The following is a 17,477-nucleotide window of genomic DNA, read 5'->3' as shown; positions in this document are numbered from 1 at the left end:
CTCGCTACTCTTCTTCCTCGCTCGCGGCTGCTACATCCCCGTTGGCCTCAGCGTCGGCGGCGCCGCTGTCAGCGCTTTCCGATTCGGCAGGGGCGCCGGACTCTTCGCTGGCGCCCTCCTCTGGAGCAGCCTCTTCCGCCGGCGCGGCTTCTTCCTCTGTGGCCACCTCCTCTTCGGACGCGGCGGGCGGCTCGATCCAGCTCAACGACTGCCCTGCGCCGTTGTAGGCGACGCCGGTCGGTGGTTCGCCGACGGCATCGAAGTAGATCTTGCCGGTCGAGCTGCCACCTGGCAGCAGGGGCGCGCTGTTGAAGCCCAATGGTGTCCATGCGCCTGCGAGGGCGGGGTAGCTCTGTCCGCTCTCGGTCAGTGCACTGAAGTTCGGTACTGCCGGAGTGACGATCCCGTTCATCGCGTTGGCGCGCACCGTCACTTCGTAGAGCTGGCCCGAGAGCGGATACGGAACCGCGTCGCCGCTGGGAAGAAGTTTTGTGACGGTGTAGGCGATCTCGCCGCCGTTGGCATCAGTGACCGACTGTTGAATACCGAATGCCTGGTTGTCAGCCGCCGACGCAGGCGCAACGGCTCCGATGCTGAACATGACAGTCGTGGCCGCGACGGCCCCGGCTAGCTTCTTGAGTTCCACCTGTCTCGCCTCTCCGGTTGACCTGGCGTTTCACCGCGAGAGATTACCGGCAACGCTATCGCCCCGAAACCCTTAGCGGGCCAGGATGTTTGACGGCGCAAAGAAGCAAGAGCGGGTGGCAAATTTCGGCGACCTCAGGCCGCCGTGTGGTCATCGATTTGCCGCCCCGGTCGGCCCGACGAGCGCCCGCCGCGGACACCCAGACTTTCGAGGTGCCCGCCTCTGAGCGAAAGATTCGCTCGACCGGGTATCGCCACTGTTGGCCATTCGGCAGCAGCGAATCTTTCGCTCAGAGGCGGGCACTACGGATTGCTGCCCGGAAAGCGCTTCGGTCAAGCGCGGTTCGCCCGGCGTATTGTTCGACCGTGCAGGTCGACGCGATGACGACGCCGCAGCCGTTGGGCGCAATCGGCGATCTGGCGAAGCGCGTGCAGGCAGCGGGGTTCTCCGGGTTGCTATTCACCGAGACGGGTCGGACGGCGTATCTCAATGCCGCGGTGGCCTCGCAGGCGGCGCCGGACCTCGAGCTGTCGACGGGCGTCGCGGTGGCGTTCCCGCGGAGCCCCTTCGTGACGGCAGCGTCGGCGTGGGAGCTGCAGGAAGGATCTGGCGGCAAGTTTCGGCTGGGCCTGGGCACCCAGGTGCGGACCCATGTGGTGCGCCGGTACGGCGTGGAGTTCGAGCATCCGGGCCCGCGGCTGCGGGACTACGTGCAAGCGGTGAAGGCGTGCTTCGAGGCGTTCCGGACCGGGAAGCTCGATCACCACGGCGAGTTCTACGACCTGGACTTCATCACGCCGCAGTGGAGTGCCGGCCCGATCGACGCGCCGGATCCGAAAGTCGATGTAGCGGCGGTGAATCCGTGGATGCTGCGTATGGCTGGCGAGGTGGCCGACGGTGTGCATGTGCATCCGCTCGGCGAGCCGGGCTATATCGCGAGGCACGTCGTGCCGAATGTGGCTGCAGGAGCGGAGAAGTCGGGGCGGTCGCCGTCGGACATCGCGGTGATCCTGCCGGTGATGACGATCGTCGGCGACACCGATGAAGAGCGGCACAAGGAGCGCGAGAGCGTCCGATTCAGCATGAGCTTCTACGGAAGCACGCCGAACTACGCGTTCATCTGGGACGAGGCGGGGTTCGAAGGGACGACGGCGCGGATCCGGGAAAAGCAGAAGGCCGGCGACTTCGCGGGGATGGCGGCGCAGATCACCGACGACCACATTGCACAGTTCGCCACCGAGTCGACGTGGGACGGCCTGGCCGATGCGTTGGCTGAGAAGTATGGCGGAATCGCAACGCGCATAGTCCTTTACAACGCCCTGGCCGATCTGGAACGCATCGAGCGATATGGCGCCGTCGCGCGACGCGTCGCGCAATTCTGATCCCGATTGCGTCCGCACATATTGATAATCGTTGGGATCCGCGGCGGCTGTTGGCGCGACCAGGACGGCCAAGGCGCCGCCTCCTCGGATTCAGTGGACCTGTTCGGGCCCGACCAGGCAGTGCCGCCTCAGGGCTTCGACGACGTCGGACAATGGCCGGTCTTCGTCTGCGCCCTGCCGGTGGGCGAAGTATGCCCCCACTGCACGCAACTCGTCTTGGATTACCTCGTCGTCGGTCATTTCGGTGTCCCCTGTTGTGAGCCGGCTGTACCGGATAACGGCTGTGCCGGATAACGGGGACGCTATGGCGGTGCAGTTGCGGTGGCGCGAGTAGTCGACTACCCGAATCGGGCCGGCGCAGGTTCGCGGCTCGCCCCTGCGCCGGCGCGCACGTCGCGTCGCCGCTTCGACGCCCACACGGCGGCCAGGCAGGCCCACGTCGCGCCGATGACCAGCCACATCAACGCCTGGTTCATCAGCGAATAGAGCCGGAACTCGGCCAGTACCTCGGCGGGGAAGCCGTCGAGCACCAATCCGTCCTGACCGGCCAGCGGACCGGGGACCTCGTGAAACGTCGGCAACAGCATCATCGCCGCAAGCATCACAACGACGTAGCCGCCGACGGCCAGCCCAGCGGCCCGCCAAGGTCCCCATCGGCGCGACAAGGCGAGCCCGGCTGCCAGCGCGGCACCCGCACTCAGCACTGAGATCACCACGATCGTCAGGAACGCCGAACTACGCGCTGCCATCGTGTCTTCCAGCCCGACGCTGGGTGGGTTGGCCGGATATTTCAGGCCCGGCATCAGCGCGATGGCCACGAACATTCCAGCAGCGAGCAATAGCGCCAGGCCGGTGGAATCCGGCCTGAAGCCCCGCCGGTCCAGCCAAGCGCGGATCGCGGAATAGGCGACGGCGAACAGGACCCCCATGGCGATACCGAAGACGACGATGCCGACGGCGGCACCGAAGTTCTGTTGAACGGCTCGGGTGAACAGCTCATGGCTGTGGCCGTGTTCACCGCCGACGAGCTGCGCCTCGGCGTGCTCGCGCGCACCCTCGTAGTCGATGGCGGCGTCGATCAGCGGCGCGATCATCACCCGGCTGAAGGCGAACGCCGCGATGCCTGCGACTGCGCCGGGAACGAGATAGCGGACAACGGAGGGAACTTCGGGCGTCAGTGGCATGGGAATCCCAGCAGGTGCCTGCCGTCGTGCAAGAACTCGTGGATGTGGGTGTCCGAGCCGAACACCGACACCGCGCCCTGGTCGAAGCCGACGAAGTAGTAGGCGATCAACGCCAGCATCGTGATCGCGGTCAGCCGGGCCGGGGTCGCGAGGGACGCGGCGGCGGCTCGCAGGTTGACGCGGGGCAGGCCGAGGGCGGGGTTGGCATTGTTGGCAGGGTTCATCGAAGTTCCTCAGTGGTCGTGATCGTGTGGGACGGGAAGCGCGTGGTCACCAGAATCGGTGAGCACCGGCGCCGTCAGGAGCTGGTGGCGGTCAACGAGCGTCTCGAGCGTCTTCACCCAATGGTCGTAGTACTCCCACTGTCCCCGTTCGGATTCGGGCCTGCTCTCCCACTCGCCGATCGTCGCGATCAACGTCTCCTGGAATTCGCTCCACGGGTAGTGGCGGAACTCCGACAGCGCAAGCGCCAGCCCGAAGGCCCTTCGCTGCCAGTCGTGGTCGAACTGTGGCGCCGCCTGATCGGTAGTGCAGGTTTCGTGCAGCTTCATGACGCCGACCCAGCGAGTGCCACACCGATCATCGCCTCGGTGGTCACCAGATCCATCAACATATCGTCGGTGAAATCCTCGGTACCAGACGGCCTTTCGGGGATGACGAACCATCGCGAGTGACCGCTGGAATCCCACACCTTGATCTCGGTGTCCGCCGGTAGCTCGAGGCCGACTTCGGCGAGCACCTTGCGCGGTTCACGGGCGGCGCGAGCCCGGAAGGTCGGATCCTTGTACCAGTAGGGCGGCAGGCCGAGCACCGGCCACGGGAAACACGAGCACAACGTGCAGATCACCAGGTTGTGCACCCCGGAGGTGTTCGCAACAGCCTGCAGGTGCTCACCCTCGGCGCCCGCCATGCCGTCGGGGAAGTCCAGTTCGGCGATGGCCGCAGGGGTGTCCGTCACGACCTTTTCCGCGAATTCCGGGTCAGTCCATGCCTTTACGACGATCTTCTTGCCGTTCAGCGGCGTCATCTCGGTCTCGAAGTACGCGAGCACCTTGTCGACGGTGTGTGGTGTGATGACGCCCTTCTCGATCAGCAACGACTCCAGCGCGGCTGCCTTCTTGGCGCTGGCCTCTTCACGGTCGGGCGGGTAGGCGAACTGGCCGGTCATGACTCCTCCTCGGTCGATTCCAAATAGGCCTCGAAAAGCTCCGCGTAGAGCATCAGCGGGCCGTTCTCGGCGCGTGCGCCCCAGATTTCGGCCGGTTCGAATTCGACGATGTAGATCGGCATCGGGTCGCCGATGCCGTCGCCGGTGTGGCAGAAGTAGGCGTAGTCGCCCTCGAAGACGCGCTCGACGGTGCCGATCCGGTCGCGCAGATAGCCCGGCAGGCGGCTGTGCGCGTCGGCAGGCACGTTGGTGATGCGGACCTTGGAACCGACGGCGAATTTCGGATGGGCGACGTCGCGCCGCGGACTGTCACCCAGGCGCAGGTAGGAGATCACCTGCTCGTCGATCGCCTGCGCGCCGTCAGCGTCTGCGGCAGAAGAGAGTTCGGCGGCGCGGTCGGCAAGTTCGGCTTCGGTCACGTAGCCCTTGTCGATGAAGAACTGGGTGATCCCGCCGAGCCACTTCTCGTAATAGCGAAACTTGAAATAGTCGAAGGGGTTCATCGCCTCGGCGCCGGTGCGAAGGTCGGCCCATGTCCACTCGTCCTTGAAGGTCGTCGGCACCTCGTCGATGGGGTATTCCGGCAGTGCCGACCCGAGATGGTTGGACAACCCCATCATCGCGACGTGGATGCCGAAGATGCGCTTCTCCCATTCCTCCACGAAGACCCGCTTCTCCAGGGTCAACGGCTCGGGCAGGCCTTCCAGGCCGCCGAGATAGTGCTGCAGTTTCATCAGGCAGGGCTTCCTTCCGTGGACGGGGTCTCCGTACTGGCTGCGGGTTGAGCGGCCGGTTTTTTCGTCATCGCGGTGGCCAGGTACTCGGACAGCAACCCGAACGACGCCCCGAGCACACACGCCAGCGCGGCGACCAGGCCGGGGTGGGAGATGGTGGTGACGGTGATGTCGTTGCGGGTTCCGGCCACCGTCGACACGGTGGAGGCGAATCCGACGACGACGGCCGGGGTGGTGGCCAGCAGCGGCACCCATGACGCCTGCACCATCAGCGCGCTGCCGACACCCACGGCGATGGCGGTGACCAGCAGGCTGCCGCCCATCAGGTAGGCGGCATACAGGCTGGCCGAGGCGATCAGCACGCCGACGAGGTTCGACGACACCGACCGGACCCAGCCGGCGATACCGCCGCCGACGAAGAAGAACGACGCCCAGGACAGAAACACCACCCAGATGGGCACCGTGATGACTTCGGCGGTCAGCGCGACCGCCAGCCCGCCGAGGACACCTATGCTGAGCGTCAAGGCTGTTCGAGAATCCATGAAATGAGGTTCAGGCCAGCAGGTTTCGGTGGCGTTACCTTTGCATTGCTCCGCCCGGCAGCAGCGGACACGAATCGCGCAATTTCGGACTTCTCCGGCGAGCCTGAAGCCGTCCGGCCCGCCCGCAACGCCTTCGTAACAGACTCCCGCTAACTTGAGTTCACCTTCAGGTGGGGCCACGAAAGGACAGCGGCAGATGTCCGACGAAACGATGCCGCAGCGGGTGCACAAGGCGGCCGGGCGCCGGCCCGCGAAGACCAAAGGCCCGAAGGCGCCGAAGACGGTCGTCTTTGCGTTGTACGACAAGGTGACGTTGCAGGACGTCGCCGCCCCGCTCGAGATCTTCGCTCGCGCAAACGACTTCGGCGCAAACTACAACGTGATCCTTGCGTCGATAACCGGCGAGGCCGTCGAAACGACGTCGTTCGTGTCGCTCAACGTCGACATGCCGCTCGCCGCGGTACCGCAGTGGATCGACACGTTGATCGTGCCAGGCGGGGTGCCGCCCGACTTCAACTTCACCCCCGGCGAACATGACATCCCCGAAGAGCAGACCCCCGACGTCGTCTCGGCGGCGCTGGAGATGGTGGGCGAGCTGGCGCCGCGGGCGCGCAGGGTCGCCTCGGTATGCACCGGCGCGTTCGTGCTCGCGGCCCTCGGGTTGCTCGACGGTCGTCGCGCGACGACGCATTGGGCGCATTGTCAGGAGCTGGCTCGCACCTATCCCGAGGTCGTGGTGGACCCGGATTCACTGTTCGTGCACGACGGCCGCTACATCACCGGCGCGGGGATCACGGCAGGCATCGACCTCGGACTCGCACTGGTGGAAAGCGACTACGGTCCTGACGTCGCCCGGCGAGTGGCTCGCTGGATGGTCGTCTTTCTGCAGCGGCCGGGCGGTCAAGCGCAGTTCAGTGTGTGGACCGAGGCGGCACTGCCCGTGTCGAGGGGTCTGCGCGAGATCATCGACTCCGTTGTCGCCGATCCCGGTGCCGATCACTCGATCGCGGCGATGGCCGATCGTGCGGCGGTCAGCGAGCGGCATCTGGTCCGCATGTTTCGGATGCAGGTCGGGATGACCCCGGCGCGGTTCGTCGAGCAGGCGCGGCTGGAGGCGGCGAAGGTGCTGCTCGCCACGGGTGACCACGGCCAGGACGCCGTCGCGCGGCGAGCCGGTTTCGGGTCCGCCGACACGATGCGTCGCACTTTCCGCCGGGCGCTCGGCGTCTCGCCCAGCATGTACCGGACCCGATTCCGGACGACGGGTATCCATCAAGGCCTCTAGTGCATACTCTTTCGCACATGTCCAGTGGTTCGATGGAGGCTCCCGTGATCCGGAGTTCCGCTGGCGGGGCGGAGCCTGCGTGGTCACCAAGGGAGTGTGAGCTGCTCGCGGTGACGCTGGAGCTGCTCCAGGAACATGGCTACGACCGGCTGACCGTCGATGCGGTGGCCATGACGGCGCGCGCAAGCAAGGCCACGCTGTATCGACGGTGGCCGACGAAGGCCGAACTCGTGTTGGCCGCATTCGTCGAAGGCACCCGCCAGGTCGCGGTCGACCCCGACACCGGCTCACTGCGCGACGATCTGCTGCGGCTGGGAGAGCAGATCCGCGCTCACGTCAGCGTCCATGCGGGCACCATTCGCGCGGTGCTCGTGGAGACGTCTCGCAGCGCCAAGCTCGACGCCATGATGCACGAGCAGTTCCTGGACCAGCGCAAGGCGCTCATGTCGCGCGTCCTCGCCCGTGCCGTCGACCGCGGCGAGATCCTGGCGTCGGCCATCACCGAAGACCTCTGGGACGTTTTGCCCGGCTATCTCATCTATCGCACGGTGCTGACCGGGAATACCCCAGCCCCCGAGACGATTCATAACCTCGTAGACAACGTGCTCATCCCGAGCCTCACGCGTTACAACACATGAGGTGGTGGGGCCAACCGAGGGAGGACTTGAGCAGTCCGGTCCCGTACCGTACTGTCAACTAAGTTGATACCGCCCCCGAGCTGAAGAAAACGCGTCCCCACTGTCCGCCAACGTAGTGCCGCTCGTCGAAAGGGTCACGGATGCAGCGGTTTTCGATCGGAAGCCGATTGATGCGGCGGTGGATGGTTCTCGTGGCGGTGCTGGTGATCGCGGTGGCTGGATTCGCGGTGTACCGCCTCAACGGCATCTTCGGCTCCAAGGACGTCGTCTCCACCCCCAGCGGGGCTGCCAACGACATCGTCCCGTTCAACCCCAAGCATGTCGTCATGGAGGTCTTCGGCCCCCCGGGCACCGTCGCGACGATCACCTACACCGACGTCAACGCCCAACCCCAGCGCGTCGACAACACAACGCTGCCGTGGGCCTACGACACCACCACCACCCAACCCGCCGTGTTCGTCAACGTCTCCGCCCAGGGCGACAGTGACTCCATCGGCTGCCGAATCAAGATCGACGACGTCGTCAAGGACGAGAGAACGGTCAATACCCTGAACGCCTACACCTACTGCCTGGACAAGTCCGGATGAGCCACCACGTCGCCGACGTCGACGAGCGTCTGACTTTCACGGACCGGGTCATCAAGTGGATCCGTTGGCTCTGCCTGCCGATCGTGTTGTTCTGGGTCGTCGTCGCCGGGTTGACGAACGCATTGGTACCGCAGCTCGAAGTCGTCGGTGAACAGCAAAACGTGGCGTTGAGCTCCCCGGATTCGCCGTCGCTTCAGGCGTTTCAGCGCATCGGCAAGGTCTTTCAAACGTTCGACTCCGACAGTGCGGCGATGGTGGTGCTCGAGGGCGACCAGCCGCTGGGCGCCGACGCGCACAAGTATTACGACGAGCTGGTGAAGCAGTTCGAAGCCGATCCCAAACACGTCGAACACGTGGATGACTTCTGGGGCGATCCGCTGACCGCGGCAGGCGCACAGAGTTCAGACGGCAAGGCCGCGTACGTCCAGGTGTACCTCAGGGGTAACCAGGGCGAGGCACTGTCGCTGGAGTCGGTCAATGCGCTGCGCGACATCATCGCCAAAACGCCGGCCCCGCAGGGCATTCACGCATACGTCGCTGGATCGGCAGCTCAGATCACAGACCAGTTCGAGGTCGGCAACGAGGGAACCGTGATGGTCACCCTGTTGACCGTCGGCGTGATCGCGATCATGTTGCTCATCGTCTACCGCTCATTCGTCACCATGATCATCGCGCTCGTCACGGTGCTGATCGAGATGTCGGCGGCGCGCGGCATCGTCTCGTGGCTGGCGAACTCCGGGTTCATCGGCCTGTCAACGTATTCGACCAACATCCTCACCCTGTTGGTCATTGCGGCCGGCACCGACTACATCATCTTCCTGCTCGGCCGCTATCACGAACGCCGCAACGAAGACATGGACCGGGAGGCCTCCTTCTACGACATGTACCGCGGGACGTCGCACGTGATTCTCGGTTCGGGCCTGACCATCGCCGGCGCGGTGTTCTGCCTCTACTTCACCCGCATGCCCTACTTCCAAAGCCTCGGGATCCCGGCAGCGATCGGCGTCCTCGTCTCATTGGTCGCCTCATTGACGCTGGCGCCTGCGGTGATCGTGATCGCCGGCCGGTTCGGGCTACTGGAGCCAAAGCGCAAGACGGCCAAGCGCGGCTGGCGGCGGATCGGAACGGCGATCGTGCGGTGGCCGGGACCGATTCTGATCGCCACGCTGGCGCTGGCCTTCGTCGGAATCGTGGCGCTGTCCGGCTACAAGGTGAGCTACGACATCAGCCGGTACATGCCGGACAGTGCCGGGTCGAATGTGGGCTACGACGCTGCCGAGCGGCATTTTTCGAAGGCACGGCTCAATCCTGAACTGATGATGGTCGAGTCCGACCACGATCTGCGCAATCCGACCGACATGATCCTGTTGGAGCGGGTGGCGAAGGCGGTGTTCCACACCAAAGGCATCGCACAAGTGCAGTCGATCACACGGCCGCTTGGCACGCCGCTGGACCACACGTCGATCCCGTTCCAGATCAGCGCCAACAGCGCGGCGCAGATCAACAACCTGCCCTTTCAGCAGGACCGCGCCGCGGATCTGCTGAAGCAGGTGGGCGAGATCGACAAGACGATCAACATCTTGCGGGATCAGTATGCGCTGCAACAGCAGTCGAGCGACATCACGCATGAGCAGAGCGAGGCGTTTCAGCAGACCGTCGCGGTGGCACAGGATCTGCGCGACAAGATTGCCAACTTCGACGACTTCTTCCGGCCGATGCGCAACTACTTCTATTGGGAGCCACACTGTTTCGACATCCCGATCTGCTTCGCTCTGAGGTCCCTCTTCGACGCCCTTGATGGCATCAACCAACTGACCGACCAGCTGGCCAATGTCTCGGGCAGCATCGCCAAGTTGGATGAGCTGCAGCCGAAGCTGGTCGCGCTGATCCCGCCGCAGATCGCCACGCAGCAGACCAACCGCGACCTGACGATGACGAACTACGCGACGACGTCGGGGATTTACGACCAGACGGCGGCGGCGTTGGAGAACTCGACGCAGCTGGGTGCGGCGTATGACGCATCGAAGACCGACGACTCGTTCTATCTACCGCCGGAGGCGTTCAGCAACCCGGAGTTCGTGCGGGGATTGAAGCTGTTCCTGTCGCCGGACGGCAAGGCCGCGCGGATGATCATCACCCACGAGGGGGATCCCGCTACGCCGGAAGGCATTTCGCACATCGACGCGATCAGGCACGCGGCGCAGGAGGCTGTCAAGGGGACGCCGTTGGCGGGGTCGAAGATCTACATCGGCGGCACGGCGTCCACGTACAAGGACATTTCGGAGATGGCGCACTACGACCTGATCATCGCCGCCATCGCCTCAATGAGCCTCATCCTGCTCATCATGATGTTCATCACGCGCAGCATCGTCGCGGCGCTGGTGATCGTGGGCACGGTGGCGCTGTCGTTGGGTGCGTCAATCGGCCTGTCGGTGCTGGTCTGGCAGCACCTGTTGGGCATTCCCTTGTATTGGGTGATCATGCCGTTGGCGGTGATCCTGCTGCTTGCCGTGGGGTCGGACTACAACCTGCTGCTGGTGTCCCGGTTCAAGGAGGAGATCCACGCGGGCATCAACACCGGCATCATCCGGTCGATGGCGGGCAGCGGATCGGTGGTGACCGCGGCGGGTTTGGTGTTCGCGTTCACGATGGCGTCGTTCATCTTCAGCGACCTTCTGGTGCTGGGCCAGATCGGAACGACGATCGCGCTCGGTCTGCTGTTCGACACGCTGATCGTCCGGTCATTCATGACGCCGTCCATCGCCGCGCTGCTCGGCCGGTGGTTCTGGTGGCCGGTGCGAGTGCGCAATCGGCCGGTTCCTGCCAAGTTCGGTGACGAGGACACGCGGCAGCTGTCACTGTTCTGAGCGGCGTCGTCACAGACGCAACAGGAGCCTCAGAGCCGGCGGCAGTTGCCTTTCGGGAGGCGTCATCAATTGATGACGCTCCGCCGAACGCGCATTGTCGTCGGCTCACGCTGTGGAAGATCAGAGCAGCGGCTGCCGCTGATGTCGGGTGTCGAACGCGAATCTGCTCGAGAACAGGTGCATCGGCGCGTCAACGATATCGTCGATGCGTGGCGTGACGGCGTCGCGATGCTTGACGGATAGCTCCGACGTCGACAGTTTGCGGCCTCTGGAATGCTGGTGGCTACGAGTCGACGAGGAGGTTGATATGTCGGATTCCAGGTGGCCGAAGCTGCCGGTGGCCGAATGGATCGACACTCGGGACACCCTGCAACTGATGACGCAGGTCGTCGGCAAGGTGCGCTTGACGAACACACCGCTTATGAGCCATTGGTGGAACGTCGTGCTGTACGTGTCGGCGCGCGGTTTGACCACCGGCTTGATCCCACATGGTGGCAGAGCGTTCTCCATCGACTTCGACTTCATCGACCATCAACTGGTCATCTCCGCCACCAACGGTGACCGGCGGGCGATACCGCTGAAGCCGGGACCCGTCGCCGATTTCTATCGCCATGTCATGGCAGCACTCGACGAATTGGGGCTGTCCACCGACATCTGGACCACGCCGGTCGAGATCCCCGACGCGATCCCGTTCGACACCGACGAGCAACACGTCGCCTACGACGGCGATCAAGCACACCGGTTCTGGCTGGCGCTGGTTCAGATGAACCGCGTCTTCGAGGAGTTCCGGTCGCGCTACATCGGCAAGGTCAGCCCGGTGCACTTCTTCTGGGGTGCACTCGATTTGGCGGTGACGCGGTTCTCCGGGCGGACAGCGCCCAAACATCCTGGCGGCGCGCCGAATTGCGGTCCGCATGTGATGTGGGAGGCCTACTCACACGAAGTGAGCAGCGCTGGATATTGGCCGGGCCCGGACGGCGAGGGCGTCTTCTATTCCTACGCCTACCCCGAACCTGAGGGGTATCGCGAAGCTTCCGTGTCACCGGCGCAGGCGACGTTCGACGAAGCCCTCGGCGAATTCACATTGCCCTACACGGCTGTCCGCGAAGCCGACGACCCCGACGCGCTGCTGCTCGACTTCCTACAGAGCACTTACGACGCCGCTGCCGACATGGGCGGCTGGGACCGCGAGGCGCTCGAACGCCGGTAAGAATGCGCGGTGAGCCCTGTGGATGACAACAGAGTCGAAACGGCTTAGCGACAGGCACTCGCCGCCCGACATGTCACGAAGCAGCTCGTCCCGCGGTGATTGGTCGCCCGGCTTAGACGGGTCACCTTCTGGCTGGTTTCCGTCAGGGGCTGCATCACGATGTGTCGCCCTTCAAAGGTGCGGCGGCTCTCTCACCATCAGGAGTGAGCTCGAACCAGGTAGACCAGCCCCATTTGGCGAAGTCGTCGTAGTGCGTGACATAGCGCTCGCGCAGGCGAGCCAGAGAATCCTCCGTTGACAGATTCCACGACTCGACTGGCTCATCCGCGTAACCAGGATCTCCGACGACGAGCAGACCGTCTGCATGCAGTGACGCGATCGCGCTGATCACCCGCGATTGGCGCGAAAAAAGCGGCTCAGTCGAATAGTCGTATTGAATGATGGAGTCAATATCGCCGAGCGACAACGACTCACCACCCGACATGTCACGAAGCATCTCGTCCCGCAAGGCGAGGCCGCTGGCCTTCGGCTGATGGGTATCTGGCGCATTTTGGTCGCGAGGTTCTGTCACGATGTGTCACCCTTCGAAGGTGCGGCGGCCCTCTCACCATCAGGGGTGAGCGCGAACCAGATTGCCACGCTCCACTTGGCCTCATCGTCGTGATGAGTGACGTAAAGCTGGTGAAGGCGGGTCAGTGCATCCTCCGTCGATAGCTTCCACGGGTCTACATGCGCATCGGTGCCGCCGACGATTTGGCCGATGTCGACGAGACCCTCGGCGAGCAGCGAACTGATCGTCGTGATCACTCGGGTTTGGCGCGTGGCGAGTGGATCAGCTGGATGGTCGTAGGCGACTACGGAGTCGATATGACCCAGCGGTAGACACTCACCGCCCGACATGCTCTGAAGCAGCTCGTCTCGCAATGCTTGGTCGCCCGGCTTCGACCGGTCATCCTCTGGCTGCTTTCCATCCGGTGGATGGGTCACGGTGTACCGTCCTTCGTCACTGATCACTGGCCCGGATAGTCGGCAATTCCATCGCCTATGACCGGCAGGTCAGGATCTCCCGCCTCGGGCGGATGCACAAGATCTGGCAATGCGCCATCCGGGATGATGCCGCCGACCATTCCACCGCCGCGCACTTGCGCCGCCTCGCTTGGTTTAGGCAGCGTGGGAGGCGCCTCCACAATCGGTGGCCGCACGATCGCCGGAATCTCTGGGACACCACCCCGCGGATTGATGTGGACTTTCAAGTAGCCGCGTTCGCTGGGTAGATCAACGTCGAGCGCTGGTTGTTTACTGGATTCGGCTACGAATCGCTGCCCAATTCGAGTCCCGTCTGGCAGCCCGACCCACATGCCCTTCTCCGGGTCGCCGTACGCATTGGGGATCTCCACACCACCTTGTCGCATCCATCTCCAGAGGTTTTGGAGGTCTTGCGGGGTTCGTATCTCGCGTATCTCAGGGCGGCTTCCTTCGGGCAGTTTCATGATCACGCTTCGGATCTCGGCGGCGGTCGGACCGCCCGCCTTCCCAACCGGATCGTCCGGAATCCCAGGGTCAGGTGTCGGCGGACCCTCTTTGAAGGTGCGATTGTCCACTAACTGGATAGGCGACTCCGTGAAGTGCACATCAGCCACAGGCCCCGTAGCGGCAGTAATAGCCGCGGCGACTTTCTTGTCGACCGCGCTGAGTTCAAGTACGCGGGCAGCTATGTCGTCTGCTCGCTGTCGGGCACTCGCCAGTTGCCGGGACTGCTCGGATGGGCTCCCGTTGGTCAGGGCGACCGTGACTGAAAGGTCTTCGCCGACAACCAATCCAGCTCTCTCAGCCGCGGCGATCGCCTTGAGAACATTGGAACGTGCGTAGAGAAGTTCATCGGCGCCACGACGGGCGGCGGTTGCGGCTTCACGGAGATTGTCCGCAGCGCCTCGGACCTTCACCAGGTCGGCGAATGAGCGTTCCTGGGCGGCATCGGCTGCCTTGCCTTCCCATGCTGTGCCGCCCGGCGACATCGCCTGTCGATGCAGCGTGTCGAACTGGGCCTCCCACCGACTCGCACTCGCCGTCCAATCCGACGCGGCCTGCTCCAGGTGCCCGACGTCCCATTCGACAATCTGCGACAGGGTCGGCAACCTCGTGCCAGTGAGCGTCGGCATGTCAAAGGTCGACCGCGGAACTCACCGCGGCAAGACGAATTACAGAACCGCCTTCTTGAGCATCAAAGTGGTCCCCGGCCGAGCCGAGCTTGGATCCGGTGGTCTTCAACCGCGCCGCAAGCACGCCGGTGGCAGCCCGGAGCGCCTCATATCCGCCTGCGACGGCTGCCGAAGTGAATTGCACAGGCGGACCAACCGGCGGAGCTGGTGCGCCGCGCGCGACGACAGCCGACGCTGCCTCGTGCTGTGCGGCCAGCCTTAACAGTCCGCCGTTGCTGACACGAATAACGTCCACCCGCAAATTTTATGGCCCCCATGAAGGGGTATTTGCAGAGATTTGCCGCTCCCCGTACGTCGCTGAGCAGCGTCGATTACTGGTCTGCCACCACGAGCCAATACCATCGAGCGAGATATGACCGACAACGCCCTGGCCGATCCGCCGACCGCGGACGCCTCCCCACCTGGCCGTATTTCCACCGAGGCGCGCCGCCGCAGAACCTTCGCCGTGATCAGCCATCCTGACGCGGGCAAATCCACATTGACCGAGGCGCTGGCGCTGCACGCCCGCGCCATCACGGAAGCCGGCGCAGTCCACGGCAAGGCGGGCCGTCGCGCGACGGTGTCGGACTGGATGGAGATGGAGAAGGCCAGGGGGATCTCGATCACCTCGACGGCGTTGCAGTTCCCGTACCGCACATGCGTCATCAACCTGCTCGACACGCCCGGTCACGCCGACTTCTCCGAAGACACCTACCGGGTGCTGACGGCTGTGGACTCCGCGGTGATGCTCATCGACGCCGCGAAAGGACTTGAACCGCAGACACTGAAGCTCTTCCAGGTGTGTAAGCACCGGCGGATCCCGATCATCACGGTGATCAACAAGTGGGACCGGCCCGGCCGCCATGCCCTGGAACTGATGGACGAGATCCAGGCGCGAATCGGGCTGCGCCCCACGCCCCTGACCTGGCCGGTCGGCATCGCCGGAGACTTCAAAGGCGTGCTTGACCGCCGAACCGGCAACTTCATCCGGTTCACCCGCACCGCGGGCGGCGCCACCGCGGCCCCCGAAGAGCACATCGCGGCGGCCGACGCGCACAGTGCCGCAGGCGACGACTGGGATACCGCCGTCGAGGAGTCCGAACTGCTGTCTGCAGATGGCTCCGACTACGACCGTGAGCAGTTCCTGCGCGGCGCGGCCACACCGGTTCTCTTCACCTCGGCTGCTTTGAACTTCGGCGTGAACCAGCTCCTCGATGTGCTCGTCGATATCGCGCCGCCGCCCGGCGGAGCACTCGACGTCGACGGGAGCCGCCGCGCGACCGAATCACCGTTCAGCGCCTTCGTTTTCAAGGTGCAGGCCGGGATGGACTCCGCGCACCGCGATCGCATCGCTTACGCGCGGGTGGTCTCGGGCACCTTCGAACGCGGTGATGTGCTCACCCACGCCGCAACCGGCAAGCCATTTGTCACCAAGTACGCGCAGGCGGTGTTCGGCCAGCAACGCACCACGCTGGACACTGCGTGGCCCGGTGATGTGATCGGGCTGGCCAACGCCGGTGCGCTGCGCCCCGGTGACACGCTGTATCGCGATGTCCCCGTGCAGTATCCGCCGATCCCGAGCTTCTCCCCCGAACATTTCGCGGTGGCGCGCGGCTCCGATCCCAGTAAGCACAAGCAGTTTCGCCGCGGCATCGAGCAGCTCGAGCAGGAGGGCGTTGTTCAGGTGTTGCGCTCCGACCGTCGCGGTGAGCAGGCGCCGGTGCTCGCCGCGGTCGGCCCGATGCAGTTCGAGGTGGCCACCCACCGGATGGCCACCGAGCTCAGCGCCCCGATCTCGCTGGAGTCACTGCCTTATCAGGTCGCGCGGGTCGTGGACCCCGCCGATGCCGAGTTCATGGCCAGGCAGGTGTCAGCGGAGGTTCTTACCCGAACCGACGGTGTCATGCTCGTGCTGTTCTCCACCCCGTGGCGGCTGCAGGGCTTCCAACGCGACAACCCCGACGTGAAGCTCGGGTCACTGGTCGCGGCAGAGGGATAAGCCACTACGCGGTGCCGGCAACTACCGGCGCCGCAAACCATCTCAATTGTTGGTTGGTGGTGGTTGTGGTTGGAAGGGGTCGTACCACCACCAGTCGGCGCGTTCGCCGGTGGGTCCTCGATAGGGCGGCACGACCGGCGGGGGTTTCGTCGGTGGATGGGCGAGCGACCCTGCGCTGAGTATCCGGCCGGCGCTGTCGGTGACGACGAGCTTGTCGGCGGGCCCGGTGATGGTGATGACCCCGCGATGGTGCAGCCGATGATGGTACGGGCAGACCAGGACCAGGTTGACCAGTTCGGTGGGGCCGCCGTCCTCCCAGTGCCGAATGTGGTGGGCGTGCAGTCCGCGGGTAGCGCCGCAACCAGGCACCGCACACGTGGGGTGGCGATGCTCGAGGGCACGACGAAGCCGACGGTTGATCACCCGAGTGGTCCGGCCGGCGCCGATGACCTGCCCGTCGCGTTCGAACCAGACTTCACAGGTGGCGTCACAGAGCAGGTAACGGCGCTCGGACTCGGTGAGCAGCGGACCCAGATGCAGGGCGGCGATGCGGTCTTTCACATCCAGATGCATCACCACCGTGCTGCGGTGCCCGTGCGGCCGGCGGACGGCCTCGGTGTCCCAGCCGGCCTCCACCAGCCGCATAAACGCATCCATCGTGGTTGGCAACGGGGGCCTGTTGCCTGATTCTCCGGTGCTGTCGTGGTCGCGTTTCCACTCGGCGATCAACGCATCGTGGTGCGACGCCAGCGCCGTGTCGAATTTCGCCGCGTCGAGTTTGGGCAGCGTGATCTTCCAGGTGGTGGATTGCCCGTCGGTGGTCTTGGTGATCGAGCGCTGTGGTTCGGGCCGCGGATCGGGCTCGGGTCGCGGTTCGAGCTTGATCGCGGTGCGCAGCTGGGCGACGGTGGCGACCTCGGCCAGCGCCGCATAATGCTCGTCAGAACCGTCAGCGGCCCGCTCGGCGATCGCGCCGACCTGATCCAGCGACAGCCGACCCTCGCGCAAGCCCGCAACGCAACGGGGAAACTGCTCGA

Annotated in this window: 20 protein-coding genes; 7 read left to right on the top strand and 13 right to left on the bottom strand. The window is 64.7% G+C overall.

Going from position 1 to position 17,477, the window contains the following annotated elements; all coding sequences use genetic code 11:
• Positions 1-4 precede the first annotated feature (4 nt).
• Complete coding sequence (locus D6M19_RS31350; protein ID WP_123029199.1) at positions 5-646, bottom strand: DUF1942 domain-containing protein; 642 nt, start codon at positions 644-646, stop codon at positions 5-7.
• Between the two features lie 365 nt (positions 647-1,011).
• On the opposite strand from D6M19_RS31350, the gene D6M19_RS31345 reads away from it, so the two are divergent.
• Positions 1,012-2,028: a TIGR03617 family F420-dependent LLM class oxidoreductase gene (locus D6M19_RS31345; protein ID WP_123029198.1), complete on the top strand. Its 1,017-nt coding sequence runs from the start codon at positions 1,012-1,014 to the stop codon at positions 2,026-2,028.
• Between the two features lie 90 nt (positions 2,029-2,118).
• On the opposite strand, the gene D6M19_RS34455 is transcribed toward D6M19_RS31345, so the two are convergent.
• The 7 genes from D6M19_RS34455 to D6M19_RS31315 form a co-directional block, all read right to left on the bottom strand.
• Positions 2,119-2,268, bottom strand: coding sequence for a hypothetical protein (locus tag D6M19_RS34455; RefSeq protein WP_164478785.1), 150 nt, complete (start codon positions 2,266-2,268; stop codon positions 2,119-2,121).
• Between the two features lie 98 nt (positions 2,269-2,366).
• Positions 2,367-3,212 (bottom strand): CbtA family protein, encoded by an 846-nt coding sequence (locus D6M19_RS31340; protein ID WP_123029197.1) that lies wholly within the window; start codon positions 3,210-3,212, stop codon positions 2,367-2,369.
• Positions 3,203-3,436 (bottom strand): CbtB domain-containing protein, encoded by a 234-nt coding sequence (locus tag D6M19_RS31335; protein ID WP_123029196.1) that lies wholly within the window; start codon positions 3,434-3,436, stop codon positions 3,203-3,205. Before D6M19_RS31335 ends, D6M19_RS31340 begins: the two co-directional genes overlap by 10 nt.
• A 9-nt stretch (positions 3,437-3,445) precedes the next feature.
• A complete protein-coding gene (locus D6M19_RS31330; protein ID WP_123029195.1) occupies positions 3,446-3,763 on the bottom strand; it encodes a nitrile hydratase accessory protein in 318 nt (105 codons plus the stop codon).
• Complete coding sequence (gene nthA, locus D6M19_RS31325) at positions 3,760-4,380, bottom strand: nitrile hydratase subunit alpha (RefSeq protein WP_123029194.1); 621 nt, start codon at positions 4,378-4,380, stop codon at positions 3,760-3,762. The genes D6M19_RS31330 and nthA overlap by 4 nt, the downstream gene beginning before the upstream one ends.
• Positions 4,377-5,114, bottom strand: coding sequence for a nitrile hydratase subunit beta (nthB, locus tag D6M19_RS31320; RefSeq protein WP_123029193.1), 738 nt, complete (start codon positions 5,112-5,114; stop codon positions 4,377-4,379). The genes nthA and nthB overlap by 4 nt, the downstream gene beginning before the upstream one ends.
• Positions 5,114-5,656, bottom strand: coding sequence for a DUF1097 domain-containing protein (locus D6M19_RS31315; protein ID WP_123029192.1), 543 nt, complete (start codon positions 5,654-5,656; stop codon positions 5,114-5,116). The genes nthB and D6M19_RS31315 overlap by 1 nt, the downstream gene beginning before the upstream one ends.
• 211 nt (positions 5,657-5,867) lie before the next feature.
• Here D6M19_RS31315 and D6M19_RS31310 point away from each other — a divergent pair, with 211 nt between their 5' ends.
• From D6M19_RS31310 to D6M19_RS31290, 5 genes are all read left to right on the top strand, one after another.
• Entirely contained in the window at positions 5,868-6,941 is a 1,074-nt protein-coding gene (locus D6M19_RS31310; protein ID WP_123029228.1) for a GlxA family transcriptional regulator, read from the top strand.
• Positions 6,942-6,973: 32 nt separating this feature from the next.
• A complete protein-coding gene (locus D6M19_RS31305; protein WP_123029191.1) occupies positions 6,974-7,579 on the top strand; it encodes a TetR/AcrR family transcriptional regulator in 606 nt (201 codons plus the stop codon).
• Positions 7,580-7,719: 140 nt separating this feature from the next.
• Positions 7,720-8,166, top strand: a complete 447-nt coding sequence (locus tag D6M19_RS31300; RefSeq protein WP_206428685.1) for an MmpS family transport accessory protein — start codon at positions 7,720-7,722, stop codon at positions 8,164-8,166.
• Complete coding sequence (locus D6M19_RS31295) at positions 8,163-11,033, top strand: MMPL/RND family transporter (protein ID WP_123029190.1); 2,871 nt, start codon at positions 8,163-8,165, stop codon at positions 11,031-11,033. Before D6M19_RS31300 ends, D6M19_RS31295 begins: the two co-directional genes overlap by 4 nt.
• Positions 11,034-11,340: 307 nt before the next feature.
• On the top strand, positions 11,341-12,243 hold the full coding sequence (locus D6M19_RS31290) for a DUF5996 family protein (RefSeq protein WP_123029189.1): 903 nt from the start codon (positions 11,341-11,343) through the stop codon (positions 12,241-12,243).
• A gap of 154 nt (positions 12,244-12,397) precedes the next feature.
• Here the strand turns inward: D6M19_RS31290 and D6M19_RS31285 are convergent, their stop codons facing one another.
• From D6M19_RS31285 to D6M19_RS34450, 4 genes are all read right to left on the bottom strand, one after another.
• Positions 12,398-12,814: a hypothetical protein gene (locus D6M19_RS31285; RefSeq protein WP_123029188.1), complete on the bottom strand. Its 417-nt coding sequence runs from the start codon at positions 12,812-12,814 to the stop codon at positions 12,398-12,400.
• Positions 12,811-13,230 (bottom strand): hypothetical protein, encoded by a 420-nt coding sequence (locus D6M19_RS31280; RefSeq protein WP_164478783.1) that lies wholly within the window; start codon positions 13,228-13,230, stop codon positions 12,811-12,813. The genes D6M19_RS31285 and D6M19_RS31280 overlap by 4 nt, the downstream gene beginning before the upstream one ends.
• A gap of 23 nt (positions 13,231-13,253) precedes the next feature.
• Positions 13,254-14,258 carry a hypothetical protein gene (locus tag D6M19_RS31275; protein WP_164478782.1) on the bottom strand — a complete coding sequence of 335 codons (1,005 nt, stop codon included), beginning with the start codon at positions 14,256-14,258 and terminating at the stop codon, positions 13,254-13,256.
• A 145-nt stretch (positions 14,259-14,403) separates the two neighbouring features.
• Positions 14,404-14,697 (bottom strand): hypothetical protein, encoded by a 294-nt coding sequence (locus tag D6M19_RS34450; RefSeq protein WP_164478781.1) that lies wholly within the window; start codon positions 14,695-14,697, stop codon positions 14,404-14,406.
• Positions 14,698-14,814: 117 nt separating this feature from the next.
• Between D6M19_RS34450 and D6M19_RS31265 the strand changes: the two genes are divergently transcribed.
• Complete coding sequence (locus tag D6M19_RS31265; RefSeq protein ID WP_123029184.1) at positions 14,815-16,440, top strand: peptide chain release factor 3; 1,626 nt, start codon at positions 14,815-14,817, stop codon at positions 16,438-16,440.
• A gap of 42 nt (positions 16,441-16,482) precedes the next feature.
• On the opposite strand, the gene D6M19_RS31260 is transcribed toward D6M19_RS31265, so the two are convergent.
• Positions 16,483-17,477: HNH endonuclease signature motif containing protein (locus D6M19_RS31260; protein ID WP_164478780.1), on the bottom strand; the 995-nt coding region annotated here is incomplete at its 5' end.

Origin of the sequence: Mycolicibacterium stellerae (assembly GCF_003719305.1) — a bacterium.
GTDB classification, from domain to species: domain Bacteria; phylum Actinomycetota; class Actinomycetes; order Mycobacteriales; family Mycobacteriaceae; genus Mycobacterium; species Mycobacterium stellerae.
This window is presented reverse-complemented; position numbering and strand designations above follow the sequence as displayed.